The sequence below is a fragment of the Parapedobacter sp. GCM10030251 genome (assembly GCF_042666505.1).
Taxonomy (GTDB): Bacteria; Bacteroidota; Bacteroidia; order Sphingobacteriales; family Sphingobacteriaceae; genus Parapedobacter.
Genome location: NZ_JBHTDN010000006.1, coordinates 2,045 through 23,225, shown reverse-complemented (window position 1 = coordinate 23,225; position 21,181 = coordinate 2,045). Strand labels below are relative to the sequence as shown.

Sequence of the window (21,181 nt, the reverse complement as noted above, 5' to 3'; positions counted from 1 at the left end):
TAATTAATACTACAAGCGAAGTTTTTCTGCTGTTATAACTTTACTTCCAATTCTTCTACCAGAGAATCGAAAAAAGCGTAACGACTTTCAATTTAATTAAAACGTGTTAGTCATAACCCGATTTATATGAGACAATTCTACATGAAAAACGTGCTTAACGGTAATTACCCCGTTTCTGGCGATAACGTGCTTTTTAAAGCAGAAAGCGGTTTTGGCAAAACCATGAAACGTCGTCTCCGGATGCTTATGCCTTACGTAACATATATCCTTTAAACGCGGCCTGAGAAGTCAAAGTATAAAGCATTTATATACATGGAATATGTAGGAAGTATTTCATGACATTTAACTAGTTGCCAGATTAACAGGCTGTCGGAAAGCCTAAAGCTTGCAGCGGACACTACCTTATGCATCTACAGATATGAGTAAGCATGTATTTTACCATTTATTGATCAATTGCTATAAGTCAATTGATAATGCGCTGGTTTTTAAGAAATCATCGTTAAAGACGAGCGCCATTTATAAGCGTATATGCTTGATTGTTGTGGTATTATGCTCCGTGAGCCATCAAATGGCTTATGCTGACACGTTTCCCGTCACCAATACCAACGATGCCGGGCCGGGTTCTCTCCGACAGGCCATTCTGGATGCAAACGCGGCAGGAGCGGGGCCTCATGAGATCGTGTTCAATGTGCACGGGCAGATCACCACACAAAGCTCCCTGCCCACCATCACGGCAAAGAAGCTGCTGATAGATGGTAAAAACAGGATCACCATTAACTCGCCTTTTACAAATGCCGTTAACAATCCTTTTGTGATCAACGCCGATAGTGTAACTGTCCGCAATTTCACTTTGACCAATAACGGTGATATCAATGTTGATATTCTCGCTGGTACTAAAGGCGTTACTATTGAAAATATCCGCGCTTACAGCACGGTCGGCAATTTCCTGAACGCGTTCATGCGGGTGCGGGGCGCATCCACCGACTTGACGGTAAGAAATATTCATTCTACCGATGTGGAGCCAGCCGGACCAAGTCCTTATATCGGGCGGGCGTTTTATTTTATGGACGGGATCCAGACCAATTTAGTGATGGAGAATATCCGGCTTAGTACCGCAGGCAATGCGCGTGGAGCTGAAGGAATCGTCTTTAGGGATGCATCAGTAAATGGTTGGACCCTGACCAACAGCGATATCAGCGGCTTTATAAACGGCATCGTACTTAGTACTACGGGCGGGGCCGTTGAGACTGCTAATAACATTACCTTGGATAACGTTACTATTGACTCCCTTCATGCAGCAAACGGTAACGGTTTTTTCTCAAATTTTGTCAATACCAATATCACCATAAAGAACAGCACCTTTGACATGGATGTGGTTACCGGAGAGGATGATGCCGAATATGGGATCCGGTTTGAAAACACAACGAACAACATCATCCTGGACTCTGTATACATCAATGAGAGCGATAGTCATGCGATTTGGTTCAACGGTGCAGCAAGTAATATCACAGTAAACCGTGCAACGATTGAAAATACGGAGTCAGGGCTTTACGGCGGTTCCTCGCATATCAGGTTTGAAGCTGCTGCAAATGGTGTTGATATCAGGAATTCAGTTCTGAACGGCGACAAGCTTGGCAATGCGGATGATGCGGACTATGGGATCTTTTTTGTCAGCAGTTCAAGGGATGTAACTATCGACAATGTCTCCTTCAATGAATTTGATGCCGATGGTATAACGGTAACCGGGGCAGCGACCAACTTCCTGGTCAACAACTCTATATTCACCAATAACAACGACGGTATTGAATTCGGCGGCAACTTTGCCCGCACCAATGTAGACATTGTCAATTCGTCTTTCAGAGACAGCAAGCGGTCGGGCATCGTGCTCAATAGTGCAAATGCCGTATCAGATTATGACCTGACGGGTGATACGATTGCCAACAGTGCCAATCACGCCATCTGGTTTTACGGCGCTGCGGCTGTGACGGATGCGGAGGTGACCGGCTGCGTGATACGTGATAATGGCGGCGCAGGGGTGTATAGTGCTGCTTCCAGCAACGTTGTGATTACCGGTAATTCTATATATGATAACACAGCGCGGGGCATCTATTTCGATACCGGTAACTGTTCTTACACCGCCGCAGCAGGCCGCACGCCGGTATTGGTATCGTCCAGGGCGCTGGGAGGTGGGCAGTACGAGATACAGCTTACCGTTCCTAACATAACAGCAGGCGCACAATACACCATAGATATTTATGCCAATGACCCCGCTACAAGCAAAACAAGCGGGCAATACTTCGTTACGAGCCTAACAGGAGTAGCTGCAGGCACATCTACCCATACCATCACGTATAATACAGGCCCCGGTGCTAGCGGCATCGGTTTCTGGACGGCTACCCTGCGGATTCCTGCTAACAATTGCGGCACTTCCGAATTCGGCAACAGCATCCCAATGGCGATTACCGGCCCGGCTTGTGTGAACAGTGCGGTTGTGGCCTGGTACCGTGCCGACCAGGCGGTGAACGGATCAAACTGGGGCGATATCTCCGGTAATGCCAACCACATGACCGTGATCGGTGATCCGGATGCTACCACCGGCATGGTGAACTTCAACCCCGCTTTCTATTATGACGGTAATGATGCCCACCGTGTACCTGCAACCGCCGCTGAGAACAGTGCTTATACCCTGATGGGTATGGGCCAGCTGGAAGGCTCGCAGACCGGACGCGTATTTACCAGCTCTACCGGTAATAAATTGTTCGGCTGGCACAGTAATCTGGAGAACCGGCTGTTCGTAGAGGCCTGGCTGAATGCCGGAAATGCCATCACCGAAAAATCCAAAATATATTCTTACGAAAGAACTGCCTCCGGAGCTTATGAATTTAGGGGCAATGGCGCGGCAATAAAAACCGGTGCCACTTCTGATGCCGGCGTATGGACCCTCGATGTAGGCGGCGCCTACAACGGGGAATATTCAAAAGTGCTCGTGCCCGAAGTGTTTATCTACGGACGCGACCTGATGCCGCAGGAGATGCAGCGCATAGAATCCTATATGGCGCTGAAATACGGTATTACGCTTAATAATGGTGCCAGCGATTATGTTGCAAGTGACGGCACCGTGCAAATGTATACTGCTTCTGCCAATACCGGCTACGGAAAACGTATCACCGGCATAGGTCGCGACGATTGCACCATACTGAATCAGAAACAGTCCCTGAGCCAGGATCAGGGTATTTTGACAATTGCACTGGGCGATGCCATTGCGCTTTCCAATGCCGCCAATACCTCGGCTTTCACCAATGACAAGTCCTTCCTGGTATTCAGCGATAATGATGGCACAACGAATTATTTTACGGCGATAAGCGGTACAGATGTGACGCACCGGATGGGCCGCATCTGGAAAGTGCAGAAAACAGCGAGCTGGGATGATAGCCAGCAGATAACACTGAAGCTGGATGGCGGCAACCAGGACAACTACCTGGTGATCAGTACCGACGCCGCTTTTGGCACCATAACCCAGGAGTTGAAACTGGACAGCAGGGGACTTGTTACCCTGTCCTCTGCTGATTTGGCCGACGGCGCCTATTTTACTTTTGGCAAGCAGCAACGTTTCCCCGGTGGAGTAGCTACCAATTTGCAGGCATGGGTGAAGGGCGATGCGGGCGTAACCGCGATTGACGGCAAGGCCACCAAATGGACGGATCAAGCGGTGCAAAGAGAATGGCCGGTGGCTAATGCTAATGCGCTTACCCTGGTGCCGAACGCAATCAATTATAATCCGGCCATCCATTTTGCCGGCAATAACTATTTTACAGTACCGGGTTTTGCACATACCTTTACACAGGGTGAGATATTCTCGGTGCAGTTCTCCACCCTGGCGACCAACTCCACGGTGGCAAACTTCCCTTTCGAGTTTGGAGGAGACCCGGCCAATGCCGCGGCGCAACATTATCAGTATAGCAACGGGTATCATTATACACACTTCGGTATCAGTTCCCGGCCGGGTTATTCACTTGGTGGAATTAATATGCAGCGGGCTCACGTGTTGAACAATTGGAGTGCACCGGGCAACTGGGCTGTAAGCTTCGATGGTAAAACAATTGGTAGCAGCACCGCGTACACGGTTGATTTTCGGAGAACGACAACTGGTAATATTGCTAATAATGCCATCGGTGCGGGACAAGCTTCCTACTTCACAGGCCGCATTTCCGAAGTGATCCTGTATAACAGGCGACTGAATGACGACGAGCGGATACGGGTCAACAGCTACCTGGCTTTGAAATACGGATTGACCTTACGTAGTGCAGCAGGGGCGCTCACCGATTATATCGCCAGTGACGGCAGCACCCGGATGTGGACCGCTTCTAAGAACAGCGGATATGGCCAGCGCATTACCGGTGTCGGCCGGGATGATAACGGCACCCTGTTCCAAAAACAAAGCCGTTCCCAGGAGGTCGGCGCAGTAGTAAGCATTACCACAGGAACCGCCTTTTATCCTTCCAATGCAGACAACCCCAGCACGTTCAGCAATGACCTTTCTTTCTTCACGTTTAGCGATAATGGACAAGCTGATACATATACAGAGGCGGTTACCGGCCTCGGCAATATTACCCTGCACAGCGCACGCATCTATAAGATAGACCGTACCAACTGGGCCAAAACGATGATGCGGTTGGCGCTGATGGATGCAGACAACTCAAAATATCTGTTGTTAAGCGCTGACGAAACGTTCGGTGCCGGCGACCAGGTTTACCAGTTGGACGAGAGAGGGCTGGTGACGCTTGACAGCGACCTGCTGCCGGATGGCGCCTACTTTACTTTCGGTACGGCACAAGCTGCTCCAGCCGGTATCGCAGCCGGCCTCAACGTATGGGCCAGGGCAGACACCGGCATTGTAGGCGGCAACAATGTTACGCAGTGGAAAGAGGTAAGCCCCTCTGGCCGCGTATGGCCAAAGGTCAATACCGCCGTGGCAGCATGGAAACCGGCATCTTTCAACTTTAACCCGGGCATCGGCTTTGCCGGCGGAACATATTTCACTGTGCCAGAATTTGCCAATACCCAGACAGCGGGTGAAATATTCTCCGTTCAGTTCTCCAACGTCGATAACAACAGTGCCACTACACACTATCCTTTTGAGTTCGGCGGAACATATGCGAGCAACCAGTCCGTATATACCTGGAGTAATAATAATCACTATACCTATTTTGGCTCCGGCACCGCGCGACGCAACTTTGCCTATCCGGCTACTGTCAATGTGCGCAACCCCCATATGCTGAATATTTGGAGCGCGCCGAATGACTGGGCAGCCGGTATTGACGGCAAGGTTTTGTTAACCGCTGCTGCAAACACGGTAAGTTTCGTTTCTCCTGCAGGCGCCAAAAATTATATCGGGGCAGGACATCTTTCCGTTTTCAACGGTGACATCTCCGAGGTGATCATGTACTCCCGCAAGCTGAGCGTTTTGGAGCGCCAGCAGCTGCATTCTTACCTGGCATTGAAATACGGACTTACCCTAGGTATCGGCACCCCAACAGACTACATTGCCAGTGACGGTACTACCCTCATGTGGTCTGAAGCCGACGGCGGAAGCTACGCCAACCATATCACGGGAATTGGTCGAGATGACAGGGGCTCGCTCTACCAGAAGCAGTCGGTGAGTGTAGACGACAAAACGCTTACCATAGCGCTGGGCCCTGTACTGGCTGAATCGAACAAAGCAAATAGCAGTGCTATCAGCAATGATCTTTCTTTCCTGACCTTCGGTGATAACGGCGCTGCTACCACATACCTTACACCGGTAAGCGGTATTGATGAGGTGAGCACGCGTATGGCCCGTATTTACAAGATACAGAAAACCAATTGGGCCGACCAGGATATTACCTTCAAACTGGCTGGTGCAGCAGATGCAGAAACCTACCTGTTAGTAAGCAGTGATGAGACCTTCGCTGGAGGCGACGCCGCGTATAAAATGAACGAAGACGGCACCATCACCATCGGCAGCAACTTGCTGGCCGACAATGCCTACTTCACCTTTGCCCGCCTAACCCGGGGTCCGAATGGCGTAAAAGACGGCATCACTTTCTGGCTTCGTGCAGACGACGGCAGATCGAGCGGCGGCCGTTGGAGCGACTTTAGCAATTTCGGCAATAACGCCCTCCAGGGCGTAGTGAACGGTCAGCCCGTTACCGATGCGCGCGGCCTGAACTTTAACTACAGCCTCGTGTTCGATGGTACAGACGACTTTTTGGATATCAGCACTACCCGTATAGATCCTGCCAACGCTACCGTATTTGCAGTTGCCGGTGGCTCCGGACTGAATGCCGGCCGTGACCTTATCAGCAGCGGTGCGGTGGGTTCGGCCCAAGGCATGGAATTCCGTATTGGGGCTAACTTCTTGCAGTACTTGGAAAATGCGGCAGCGGTTTCAGCTGTAGCCGGTACTAAAGCGCCCGTAACTGATCGGCCATATATTTTCAGCGCTACGCAGACCAATGGTACTAACGGTGTACGATTGTTTCAAAACTATGCGCTGGATAACCAGGGTACCATTAACCTAACGCCGACTACGGCCAACCTCGTTTCGATCGGCTCGCGCACCATTGGCGCTAGGGCGTTGTATTGGATGGGTAAAATAGGAGAGGTGATCGCCTATGACCGGGTGCTCAACGATACAGAGCGACAGACGGTAGAGTCCTACCTGGGCCTTAAGTACGGTATTACGCTAAACAGTGGCGCTACCAATTACCTCGCTGCAGACGGTACCACCTATTGGACTGCCAATGCTACCTATAAGAATCGCATTACCGGTATAGGTCGTGACGACGCAACTGCGCTGAACACCAAACAATCGCTCAGTGTAGACGAAGGCGTAGTGACGATTGCCTTAGGCGATCGCGTGGAACTGACCAATGAAGAGAACAGCAATACCATTACCAACGATAAATCGTTCCTGGTATTCGCAGATAACGGCTTATCTACCACTTCTTATTCCAACACGGTCGCCGGCACCAATATAACGCGCCGTTTGCCCCGTGTCTGGCAGATACAGAAGACCAACTGGGCCGATCAGAATATCACGTTGAAAGCCAGTGTAACAGGCACAGACGTATACCTGCTGATCAGCGACGATCCTACATTTGCCTCTATTGACCAGGAACTGCCACTGAATTCGGACAAGATTATCACCCTAAACAGCAGCCTGCTGCCAAATGGGCACTATTTCACCTTCGGCGCCCCTGTGAAATACCCGGGTGGCGTAAGCAGCGGCAACCTGATATGGCTGCGTGCCGATATCGGCACTTCCGCTACAAGTGATAACACATCTGTAAGCGGCTGGAATGATCACAGTCCGAACGGAAACGATGTCTCGCAGGCTACAGCGGCGAACCAACCACTATATCTAAACAACGCCGCCAGCAACCTGAACTTTAACCCAGTAGTGAAGTTTAATGGTAGTAACAGCCAGTTAACAGGCGCCTCCTTCCTGAAGAGCGGTACCTATAATGCGGCGTCTGCCTTCGTGGTAAGCAATCAGCAAACTGCTAACCCTGCGGTTATTTTTACCGAGCCTGCAGGTACCACACAGTTTACGCTACATGCCACCTGGTCTGATAATGTCGTTTACTGGGATGCTCCCTATGTTAGCAACAGGCTTACGTATGCGGCCGGAAACATCAACAACCAGACCGTCCTTTGGACAGCCACAAGCGATATTACACTCGCAGCGAACAGGCAGGCCATTTACAAAAATGGTTTCAGAGTGGCCACAGGCAACAATACCAGCGTATTAACCGGCAGTAATAGTCCCTTCCACGTAGGCCGCAATCCGACTACAACTCCGTACAACGGACGTATGGGTGACCTGATCATTTATGCGAATGCGCTTACACCGCTTGAACAACAGCGCGTAAATACCTACCTGGCTATTAAGTACGGTATCACCCTGAACAATGGCGATACCGACTACCTGGCTACCGACGGTACTACAAAAGTATGGGATGCTGCCGCCAACAGCGGTTATAAGAATAATATAGCCGGTATAGGCCGCGACGACGCCGAAGACCTGCAGCAGAAACAAAGCCGCAGTATCAATACCGGCATGCAGCTGGCGATCGGTCTTGATGCCCTGGCAGAAACCAATTCGGACAATGCCAGCAATTTCTCTGCAGATAAATCCTACATGGTCTGGGGAGATGACGGCGCCAGCACCTTGTTCAAAACAGCGATCAGTGGCAACCCAGCGGTGAATTACCGAATGAGCCGTATCTGGAAGGTGCAGGAAACAGGCACTGTCGGCAATGTACAGATAGCAGTGCCTTACGATGCCTTGCCAAACGCGTCAGGGACATACCTGGTTTTGAGCAGTGATGCTACCCTCGACGGCACAGATCAGTTCCTGCCGCTAACAGAGATCACACTAAACGGCGTAAAACATTTTGCTGCAAGTACTGATTTAACCAACGGGCAATACTTTAGCTTTGCTTCTTCTATCAAAGCTCCGGGTGGCGTAGTAGGCACTAGCCTCTGGCTGCGGGCAGATGTAGGTGCTTCCACTACTACGGACAATTCGCCTGTAAGTGGTTGGACAGATTACGCATTTGATTTGAACAATGCTGTTCAGGCCGCTGCGGCCAGCCAACCGGTCTATAAGCATAACGCCGCCGACAATGTAAACTTCAACCCGGTTATGGCCTTTGACGGCAGCAACGATTATATGGACATCGCCAGCAACCTGGGAATCACTGGCACCAATGACTTTGCTTTGTTCGGAATGACTACCAGGGGCTCGACGAATACCAACGATGCCTTTTTCAATCAGCAAGGAAACACAACGGGTGGCCTTTCCTACTATTGGGTGCCCGATGGCAGACTGGTCCTGGCCCCTGTCAATCTTGGCCAGTACGGTGTCGTCACCACCAATAGTTATAATGTCGGTGTTCCCTATCTTCTCTCCGGTATTCGCCGAGGAAATGCTCTCAACCTGCACGTAAACGGGTTGCCGGATGGATCGAATCCAAATACCACTGGCTTTACCCTGAACAACAGCAATTATCGCGTAGGCGACCGGGGGCTTGCTGCCGACCCTTCCAATATGACTTTCCACGGAAACATAGGCGAAATCATTGCCTACGCCAATCCGCTGACCAATGAGGAGATGCAGCGGGTGCATACCTACCTAGCGATCAAGTACGGTATCACCCTGAACAATGGCACTTCCGACTATCTGGCTACTGACGGCACTACCAAAGTATGGGATGCCACCGCAAACGCTACGCATAAGAATAATATTGCCGGTATCGGCAGGGATGATGTAGAAGGCTTAAATCAGAAACAATCCCAGAGCATCAACCCCGGTTTCCAACCCATAGTGGGCCTTGGCGGCATTGCTGAGAACAACCTTGCCAACACCAATGCTTTCACGGCAGACAAGTCATATTTGATATGGGGTGATGACGGTGCCAGCGCTTCATTCACAACCACCATCACTGGTAACCCTTCCGTAAACACCCGTATGGCGCGATCATGGAAGGTGCAGGAAACCGGCACTGTTGGTACGGTTACCATTTCGATTTCAAAAGAACAGATCCCGTTGAGTGCGGGTGCGCCTTACCTGGTCGTGAGCAATGATGCCACATTTGATGGGGCGGACCAATTCATCCAATTATCTGAAGTGGATGTAAACGGTGTTGCCAGCTATTCAACCACCACAGATATTACGACCGGGGAGTATTTTACGTTTGCCAGCCACGTAACCTCACCGGGCGGCGTGCCGGGTGAAATGCTGTGGGTCAAAGCAGATGCGGACCTACAGGTGAACGCGAGCGACCAAGTGGAACAGTGGCTGAACCAAAGCGGCGCCATGGTGACCGAACTGCGTGCCGCCCACCCGGGTCATACCGATGCGATGGTCGCTTCGGCAGACATCGTACGTGTAGCCAATGGGATTAATTTTAATCCAGCGGTTGACTTTTCCGGAGCGTTAGGCAAATCCCTTAAGGGAAATGCGGCGAGTGTTTGGAATTCAACAGCGGACTTATCGATATTCTCTGTGAGTGCTCCTGAAGGCCCTATAGCGAGCTCCATAAGCGGCATCTTCACCACTGGAGGTAGTTGGGCTGCAACGGGTTATACTGGAAGGGGGCTTCTGATGACGAGCCCCGGTAACTATGGGCTTGACGGTGCTGGTTGTGTCGTAGCACAATCCACACCTTCTTATGCCGGACCGATCATTGCCAGGGGTGTGTATGTAAATGCCAGCAATGCATTGGGCGGCAGTACTTGGTTGAACGGCCGTCAAGGACCTCTTGGCACAAACTGTGCACCGGGCGCAGACGGCTCGTTCTTTGAACTTGGCGGCCGTACCGGCGATGGCGCTACATTTGACAACCGGATCTTCAACGGTAAGATCCCGGAAGTGATCGTGTACAAATCGGCACTTACTACAACTCAGACGCAGCAGGTTGAATCTTACTTGGGCATTAAATACGGTATTACGCTCGACCAGACTACACCACAAGACTATCTAGCTACAGACGGCTCGGTAATCTGGAATGCGACGGCCAACAGCACGTATAAATATAACATCTTCGGCATCGGCCGGGATGATGCCGAAGGGCTTGTGCAGAAACAATCCCGCAGCATACATGCCGGATCCATCCTTACTGTTGGAATTCGTTCCATTGCTGCCACCAATGCAGAGAACACCAATACATTCGTTGCCGACAAGAGTTATATGCTATTCGGCAGCAACACCGACGCCCTTACGGTGAGTAATACAGACCTGCCAGTTGGCAGCTGTATTGGCGAGCGCCTGACGCAGGAATGGAAAACACAGATCACCAATTACGATATCACCGCGCAGCCTCTCAGCCTGCAGTTCGATCTGAATGGCATGACCGTCGCGGGAACGGTGGTTGAAGATTTCACGATGATGATTGACCACGACGGTGATGGCGATTTCAGCACCGGAACGGTTACCGAAATACCTGCCACCAGTTTTGACGGAGGGATCGTAAGTTTTGAGAACGTAAACGCGTTGACAGATGGTGTGGTGTTTACCTTAGTTACCAGTTACCCCGAACGCACTGCGAACTTGGTGCCTGACGCAACGGTAAGCACAGTGATTTCTACGTGTATCCTGGATGGAATGCTTTATTTCATTGATCCTTCCGATCCAAATAGGTATATCGCCTCGATCGATCTAAACGGCAACACAATGGATGTATCCGAACTGTCTGCGGTTATAGACGTGAACAGAGATATGGCTGGAGAACTGGGCAGCAATAGCGGTACCGATTATGGCACACAGCTAATGCGCAGGCTTGTACAGATCGCTTACACCGGGGCAGACCTAACGGTTAACGGAGGTGTCACTTTAAGGCTCTTCTGGGACCTTAATGAAAAGGCCAATGCAGAAAGTGCGCTTCGGGATACCCGCGGGGTAAGTGGTCCTCAGCGCTGGGTGTGGTTCAAGCATAGCGGCGACATTGCCACTACACTGGCAGACTTGGGGCCTGAAGGCCTTGCAAATATAACGGAACTTACGCCTACAATGGGTCAGCAAGATGGGCTGGATTATGTGGAGTTCAGCGGTATACAAAACTTTTCTACGTTCGGAGGCGCAACAATTGCCAACCAGGTGCTGAGTGTGCACACGGTACAGGACGGCACCGAAGGCAGCCAGGACGGTGCGTTCAGCATCAGTCTGCCTACCGGAGTTACTGCGACCGAGGATATTACGGTCAACTACACGATTACGGGTACCGCCACTAACGGGGTAGATTATATGGCCCTTAACGGCACCGTAACCTTCCCAATTGGCAGCAACGCCATGACCCTTCCGGTGGAAATTACCGACGATAACGTTATAGAAACAGCAGAGGACTTAACTATAACACTCGACGCGGCCACTGGTGTGACCAGCAGCAGCGCTTACAACATCAGCGCTACACAGGCGTCTGCGACGGTCAATATTACGGACAACGACAACACCGCTGACAACACAGTGCTGATCATAGAAAAACTGTCTGATGGGTCAGAGTCGGGCACCAATCCGTCTTTCAGCATCAGCCTTCCTGCAAATGTAACGGTAGTCGAGCCGGTTACAGTGACCTATACGGTATCCGGTACAGCCATCGATGGGACGGATTACACCGCTTTGAGCGGAACAGTTGTCATCCCTGCGGGCCAGAATAGCATTGCGCTTCCTGTGATGGTGATTGATGACCAGGTGATAGAGGATCTTGAAGTGGTCGTCCTTACCCTCACTGGCGGCAGCAGCACCAGCTTCAGTTTTACGGCAAGTACAACCGATAATACCACCGGTGCTGTTATTACAGACAATGATAATACGGCCGCCAACCGGGTGATCAGCGTATCGAAAACTGCAGACGGGGCAGAACCAGGTTCCAATGGCGCCTTTAACGTAAGCCTTCCTGCAGGTTTAACGGCCTCACAAGACATAACGGTAAACTATACAGTAGCCGGTACGGCCACCAATGGTACTGACTATACCGCTTTGAGCGGCACAGTTATCATTCCGGCCGGAGACAATGGTGTCGCCGTACCGGTGACGGTTTCAGATGACCAGATCATTGAGACAACAGAAACGGTAATATTGACCGTGACCGACGGCACAAGCCCAACGCTGGGCAGCTTTACAGCAAGCCCTAGCGCAGGTAATGCCACGTTAAATATTACAGATAACGATAATACGGCGCTGAACCGAGTATTAAGCATCGCTAAAACAGTCGATGGGGCTGAGCCCACTACGAATGCGGCCTTCAGTGTCAGCCTGCCTTCCGGGGTAACTGCATCAGAAGACATTACGGTCAATTATACGATCGGTGGGACCGCTACCAACGGCACAGACTATACCACGTTAACCGGTAGTGTGGTGCTTCCCGCGGGACAAAACAGTGTTCCTGTTACCGTTACAGTAAGCGATGATCTGATCATTGAGAGCACCGAAACGGTTGCGCTGGCCATCACCGGCGGCACATCCACCAGCTTTAATTTCACAGCAGATGCTACCAACGGCAGCGCAACCGCGAACATCACAGACGATGACGACACGCCTGCCAACCGGACATTGAGCATCATTAAAACCACCGATGGGTCAGAGCCGGCTACCGGCGGTGCATTCAGCATTAGCCTGCCAGCAGGTATTCTCGCTGCTGAGAACATTACCGTGAGCTATACCGTTGCCGGAACAGCAACGGCAGGAACAGACTATGCTGCCTTAAGCGGCGCCGTCACCCTTTTAGCCGGTCAGAATAGCGTGGCCCTGCCGGTAAACGTGATAGACGATAAACTCATTGAGCAAACTGAAACCTTAGTGGTCACCCTTAGCGGGGGTACCGGCGGCAGCTTCAGTTATACAGCCAGCAGTACAAACGGCAATGCCGAGTTAACGATTTCAGATGACGACAATACACCTTCCAACCGCGTGCTGCGCATTCAGAAGCTTGCTGATTTGGAAGAGCCTTCAACCAATGGCATTTTCCGTATCAGTCTTCCAACGGGCATCAGATCGTCCGAACCGGTCACGGTGAATTATACGGTCGGCGGCACAGGCTCAAATGGTACTGACTATGCCACTTTAGGCGGCAGTGTGGTACTCGCCGCAGGGCAGAACTCAGTGCTCCTGTCAATAGATGTGATAGACGACAAAATCATCGAGGGCACAGAAACCGTAATGGCAACCCTTACAGGTGGCACTTCTGCCAACTTTGCGTTCACGGCAGCAAGCGCACCGGATCACGAGGCAACGGCCAATATCCTGGATGATGACAATACCGCTGCCAACCAGGTGCTAAGCGTGAGCAAAGGACTTGACGCGGCAGAACCGGGCACAAATGGTGAATTCACGGTCAGCCTGCCTGCAGGGTACACAGTGGCGCAGGATGTAACGGTAAACTATACTATCGCAGGTACTGCAACCGCCGGCACCGATTACACTGCCTTGAGTGGCACGGTAATATTGCCTGCCGGTCAAAACAGCGTCGCTGTCGAGGTACCGGTGCTCAATGACCAGTTGGTAGAAAGCACCGAAACGGTGATCATGACCCTTACGGGTGGAACAGCCACTGACCTGACCTTTACGGCGAGCACGACCAATGCCAGCGCTACAGTAGAGATAGCCGATGACGAGAATTCGGCAACTAACCGTGTGCTGCGTGTGAGCAATACGGGCAATGGGGCAGAACCCGGCACAAATGGCCAGTTTACCATCAGCCTTCCTGCGGGGGTAGTCCCATCAGAAGATGTCAATGTGACCTATACGATCAGCGGCACGGCCATAGGTGGCACAGACTACACAGCCCTTAGCGGCAGCACGGTACTCCCTGCAGGGCAAAACAGCATTACCCTGCCTGTAACGGTAGCCGATGACCAGATCATCGAAGGTACCGAAACGGTGATCCTTACCGTAAGCGGGGGCAGCAGCGCTAACTTTACTTTTGCAGCAGATGCTACGAATGGCAGTGCTACAGTAGACATTACTGATAACGACAACACCGCTGCCAACCAAGTGCTGAGTGTGAGCAAAACCGCAGATGGGGCAGAGCCGGGTACCGATGGTAGTTTTGCGATCAGCCTTCCTTCAGGGATTACCGCTTCAGCAGACATTGATGTTACGTATAGTATTGGCGCGGGCACGGCTACAAGTGGCACGGATTACCAAGCCATTACGGGCACAATCGTGATCCCTGCAGGCCAGAACAGCGTAGCAATTCCGGTCAGGGTGGTCGACAATACCATTATAGAACCGACGGAAACGGTAATCTTGAACATTACAGAAGGAACCGGAACGAACGGCTTTACCTATACGGTAGCTACCGCGTCAGCAACCGTAGACATTGCGGACAATGACCATGCGGGCAACAGCAACGTGGTGCTGCTCACTAAGGTGTCCGATGCGGTTGAAGGCGGAGCGAACGGGCAGTATCGGATCTCGCTGCCACCTGGGGTGACAAGCTCAGAGGATGTGGTGATCAGCTTTACGCTAGACGGTACCGCGACGGATGTCTTAGACTACACACTGCTAACCCTGAGTGGCGGCAACATCGTGATCCCTGCCGGTGCCAATGAAGTGTTCATCGATGTAGACGCAGGCACCGATGACATTGTTGAAGGCCCGGAAAATGTAGTGCTAAACTTGACCAGCGCTGCCTCAGCAAGTTATCCCTTCACCATTGATCCTTCCGGAAACGGCGCGGTAGTGAACATTGTGGATGCCAATGCCGCCGACCGTAGCCCATTGGAGGTTCTGGCTGGCAATAATGCAGCCGAACCCGCTACGAACGGACAGTTTACTGTGAAGCTGGAAGGTATTACTACTTCAGCCTGGCCAGTTACGGTAGGTTACAGCATATCAGGTACGGCCATCTCCGGTGTAGATTACCAAGCCTTGGGCGAAGTAACCATTCCGGCCGGTGAAAACAGTGTATCGGTGAATCTGTTTGTAATGGATGACCAGATCATCGAGCCCACCGAAACAATGACCTTCACCATTCTCTCGGGCAGTGCCATAGACGACGGGGGCGATGCTTACATCTTCCCTCCTGATCCGGTAAACAACGCCCTTACGGTGGAAATTGCAGACAACGATGCCGATCCTGCGAACCAGGTGCTGAGCGTTGTAAAGACAAACGATGCAGCAGAGCCAGGTGCGAGCGGATCTTTTACCGTCAGTCTTCCGACCGGTTATGTATCAGCCACTGACATCGCCCTGGATTACACGCTTAGTGGCACAGCTGCCAGCGGTACGGATTATGCGGTAAACACCGTTACCCTGCCTGCTTACCAGAACAGTGTGACCATACCGGTAACGGTGACAGACGACAAAATCATCGAGCCAACGGAAACAGTCGTGCTAACGCTGAACGGCGGTACGGATGCGAATGCCTTCGCCTATACGGCAGATCCGGGCAGCGATATCGCAACGGTTAACCTTGCCGATGATGACAATACAGCAGCAAACAAAGTCCTCGTGGTAACCAATACTGCAGACGGTGAGGAACCGGGCACTCCCGGCGAGTTTACCATCAGCCTGCCTGCCGGTTATACGGCATCTGAAGACATCACCGTGAATTATACCGTGGCAGGTACGGCCACGTCAGACCCAACGCCTCCATTTGGGCCGGATTATACGGCCTTGAGCGGAACCCTGGTGATTCCTGCAGGCGATGGCAGTGCTACAGTTGCAGTTCCGGTTCTGGACGATATAAACATCGAAAACACAGAGACCGTGGTGCTGAACATTACAGGCGGCACTTCCCCGGCCCTGGGTGCTTTTGGTCCTGCCAGCGGCGGCGGTAGCGCAACGGTAAACATCAGGGACGATGACAATACCGCAGCCAACAGGATGGTCCGTGTAATCGCCCAGACACCAAGCAGGCGTGAGGATCAGCCCTTCCCGGCGAATTTCCAGATACAGCTACCTGCCGGGGTCCGCAGTGCCGAGCCTGTGACGGTGCGATATACAATGAGCGGTTTGGCTGTCAATGGCACCGATTATACCACGGTAAGTGGTACTGTGGTTCTTCCTGCTTACAACGATTATGTACCGGTGGGCATTATTCCTGTAAACGACCAGATCATCGAAGGCACAGAGCCCGTGATTTTGACCATTACCAGCGCCAGCTCGCCCAGCTTTACTTTTGCTGTCAGCCCAACCGAAGGTAGTGCCTCAACGGATATCCTCGATGACGACGATACCGATGCAAATAGAACGCTCAGCATCGCCAAGGTAAGCGACGCAGCAGAAGCTGGCACAAACGGCACCTTCCGTGTAAGCCTACCTGCCGGGGTAACGGCATCCGAGCCGATTACCGTGGATTATACAGTCGCAGGAACAGCCACTCCGGGCGCAGATTACAGCACACTGACCGGTAGCGTCATGCTGCCGGCAGGTCAAAACAGTGTACTGATACCGGTAACGGTTATAGACGATCAGGTGATCGAAGGTACAGAAACCGTTTCCCTTACCTTAACCGGTGGCAATTCTACCAGCTTTGCCTTTACGGCAAGTGCTACAAATGGCAGTGCTTCGCTCGACATTACAGACGACGACAATACCGCTGCCAATATGGAACTAAGCGTGGTCAGGACCACCGATGCGGCAGAGCCCGGCACCAATGGGGCCTTTAGCATCAGCCTGCCGGATGGCATTACGGTTGCTGAACCAGTAACAGTGAATTACACCGTAGCAGGAACTGCTACCAGCGGCAGCGACTACAGTAGCCTAGGGGTCTCAGTGGTCATCCCCGCGGGACAGAATAGTGTAACACTGCCTTTAACGGTCATCGACGACCAGGTAATTGAAGAGACTGAGACCGTGGTGCTGAGCATAGTCGACGGAACATCTGCCACCTTTGCCTTTACAGCCAGCGGCACAAACGGCAATGCGTCAATGGATATCGTAGACGATGACAGTACACCGCAGAACCGGATATTGAGCGTCGTGAAGACCAGCGATGGCGCAGAGTCTGGAACAGACGGCCTATTTACCGTCAGCCTGCCTACCGGAGTGACCACAACCGGCGACATCACGGTAAATTATACCATTGCTGGTACGGCCACAGCGGGCAGCGATTACACAGCACTTACCGGCTCGGTGCAGATCCCTGCGGGTGAAAACAGCGTCACCATACCGGTCGCTGTCATCAACGATCAGTTGATCGAGAATACCGAAACGGTAATTCTGAACTTAACCGGCGGCAGTTCGGCCAGCTTCAACTTCACAGCCAGTGCAACGAATGGCACTGCCACGGTGAACATCGGCGATGACGACAATATCCCTGCAAACCTGGTGCTGAGCGTCACAAAGACAGCAGACGGCGAAGAGCCGGGTACCAACGGAAGCTTCAATATAAGTCTTCCTACAGGGATCGCAGCCTCCGAGCCCATCACCGTAAATTACTCGATAGGCGGCACGGCCCTTGCTGGCACCGACTATACGGCCCTAAGTGGCACCGTAACAATCCCTGCCGGCCAGAACAGTATTGCTGTACCAGTAGTGGTGAGCGACGACCAGATCATCGAAGGCACCGAAACAGTGGTGTTTACTTTGGTTGGAGGAAGCTCAGCAAGCTTTACCTTTGCGGCGAGCACCACAGATGGCAGTGCCACGGCAAACATTATCGACGATGAGAATAGTGCTGCAAGTAATCTGCTGAGCGTTACAAGCACAGCAGACGGCGAAGAGCCCGGCACCAATGGAAGCTTCAGTATAAGTCTTCCTGCAGGGATCACGGCCTCTGAACCGATCACAGTAAGCTATACCGTGGCAGGATCAGCTGGCAGCGGTACGGATTATACCGCTTTGAGCGGCAGTGTAATTATTCCGGCCGGGCAGAACAGTGTTTCTGTTGAGGTGGAGGTCATCGACGACCTGGCCATTGAGCTTAACGAAACGGTAGAACTTACCCTTACCGGAGGCAGCTCAACCAGCTTTACCTTTGCCCCGGATGGCACCAATGGCACTGCCACGGTGACCATCAAAGATGACGACAACATCCCAGCTAACCTGGTGTTGAGCGTCACTAAAACAGCTGATGGCGCAGAGCCCGATATTGCCGGCGCCTTCTTGGTGAGCCTTCCTGCAGGAGTGATTGCGCTGGAAGATGTAACGGTAGACTATACACTCTCGGGTACGGCGGCAAATGGCACAGATTACACGCTTCCGGGCACGATTGTAATTCCTGGCGGAGCAAACAATGTTACAGTACCTGTGTCGGTAACCGACGACCAGGTGATCGAGAACACCGAGTCTGTGATCCTTACTTTAACCGGAGGCAGCTCAACCAGCTTTACCTTTACGGCCAGCACGACTAACGGCAGTGCTACGGTGAACATTGCAGACGACGATAACACCGCAACAAATAAAGCATTAACCGTACTTAAAACAGTAGACGCGGCAGAACCGGGTACTAATGGCGAGTTCACCATCAACCTTCCTTTGGGGATTACCGTCTCGCAGGACATCACGGTGACCTACACGGTAAGCGGTACGGCCACAGCGGGTAGCGATTACACCGGCCTTACCGGCACGGTAACCATCCCTGCCGGAGAAAACAGTGTTGTGGTACCAGTAGCGGTGAGCGACGACCAGGTGATCGAAGGCACCGAGACGGTGATTCTAACCCTGACCGGGGGCAGCTCAACCAGCTTCGCCTTTACGGCAAGCGGCACAGATGGCAGCGCTACGGTAAACATCACGGATGATGAAAACACACCTGCAACGCTTGTGCTGAGCGTTGCAGGTACTACTGACGGCGCCGAGCCGGGCACTGATGGGGCATTTACCATCGGCCTGCCATTAGGAGTAACCGCAACCGAGGACATCACGGTGACCTATACGGTAAGCGGTACGGCCACGGCAGGTAGCGACTACACCGCCCTTACCGGCACGGTAACCATCCCTGCAGGCCAGAACAGCGTAAGCGTACCAGTAGCGGTGAGCGACGACCAGGTGATCGAAGGCACCGAGACGGTGATTCTGACCCTGACCGGAGGCAGCTCAACCAGCTTCACCTTTACGGCAAGCGACATGGCGGGCAATGCTACGGTAAATATCATCGATGATGAGAATACAATTGAAGGCAAAACACTGAGGGTAGTAACCACTGTCCACGGTGCAGAGCCGGGCACCGATGGGGCATTTACCATCGGCCTTCCTTCCGGGATAACGGCAACCGAGGACATCACGGTGACCTACACGGTAAGCGGTACGGCCACGGCAGGCAGCGACTACACGGCCCTTACCGGCACGGTAACCATCCCCGCAGGCCAGAACAGCGTAAGCGTACCTGTGGCGGTGAGCGACGACCAGGTGATCGAAGGCACCGAGACGGTGATTCTGACCCTGACCGGGGGCAGCTCAACCAGCTTCACCTTTACGGCAAGCGGCACGGATGGCAGCGCCACGGTAAACATCACGGATGATGAAAACACAGATGCAAACCGGATATTGAGCATTACCGGTACGACGGACGGTGCAGAGCCGGGCACTAATGGTGCCTTCAGCATCGGCCTTCCTTCAGGGATAACGGCAACCGAGGACATTACGGTGACCTACACGGTAAGCGGTACGGCCACGGCAGGCAGCGACTACACGGCCCTTACCGGCACGGTGACCATCCCTGCCGGAGAGAACAGCGTAAGCGTACCAGTGGCGGTGAGCGACGACCAGGTGATCGAAGGCACCGAGACGGTGATTCTGACCCTGGCCGGCGGCAGCTCAACCAGCTTCACCTTTACGGCAAGCGGCACGGATGGCAGCGCCACGGTAAACATCGCGGACGATGAAAGCACCGTGCCAGCGAACCTCGTGCTGAGCATTACCGGTACAACGGACGGTGCAGAGCCGGGCACTGATGGTGCCTTCAGCATCGGCCTTCCTTCCGGGATAACGGCAACCGAGGACATCACGGTGACCTACACGGTAAGCGGTACGGCCACGGCAGGCAGCGACTACACGGCCCTTACCGGCACGGTGACCATCCCTGCCGGAGAGAACAGCGTAAGCGTGCCAGTGGCGGTGAGCGACGACCAGGTGATCGAAGGCACCGAGACGGTGATTCTGACCCTGGCCGGAGGCAGCTCAACCAGCTTCACCTTTACGGCAAGCGGCACGGATGGCAGCGCCACGGTAAACATCGCGGACGATGAAAGCACCGTGCCGGCGAACCTCGTGCTGAGCATTACCGGTACTACTGACGGCGCCGAGCCGGGCACCGATGGGGCATTTACCATCGGCCTTCCTTCCGGGATAACGGCAACCGAGGACATCACGGTGACCTACACGGTAAGCGGTACGGCAACGGCAGGTAGCGATTACACCGCCCTTACCGGCACGGTGACCATCCCTGCAGGCCAGAACAGCGTAAGCGTACCGGTAGCGGTGAGCGACGACCAGGTGATCGAAGGCACCGAGACGGTGGTTGTGACCCTGACCGGGGGCAGCTCAACCAGCTTCACCTTTACGGCAAGCGGCACGGATGGCAGCGCCACGGTAAACATCGCGGACGATGAAAGCACCGTGCCAGCGAACCTCGTGCTGAGCATTACCGGTACAACGGACGGTGCAGAGCCGGGCACCGATGGGGCATTTACCATCGGCCTTCCTTCAGGGATAACGGCAACCGAGGACATCACGGTGACCTACACGGTAAGC

Annotated in this window: 1 protein-coding gene; it reads left to right on the top strand. The window is 52.9% G+C overall.

All coding sequences use genetic code 11. From position 1 onward, the window contains the following. Positions 1-418 precede the first annotated feature (418 nt). Positions 419-21,181: Calx-beta domain-containing protein (locus ACFQRK_RS16365; RefSeq protein ID WP_379008647.1), on the top strand; the 20,763-nt coding region annotated here is incomplete at its 3' end.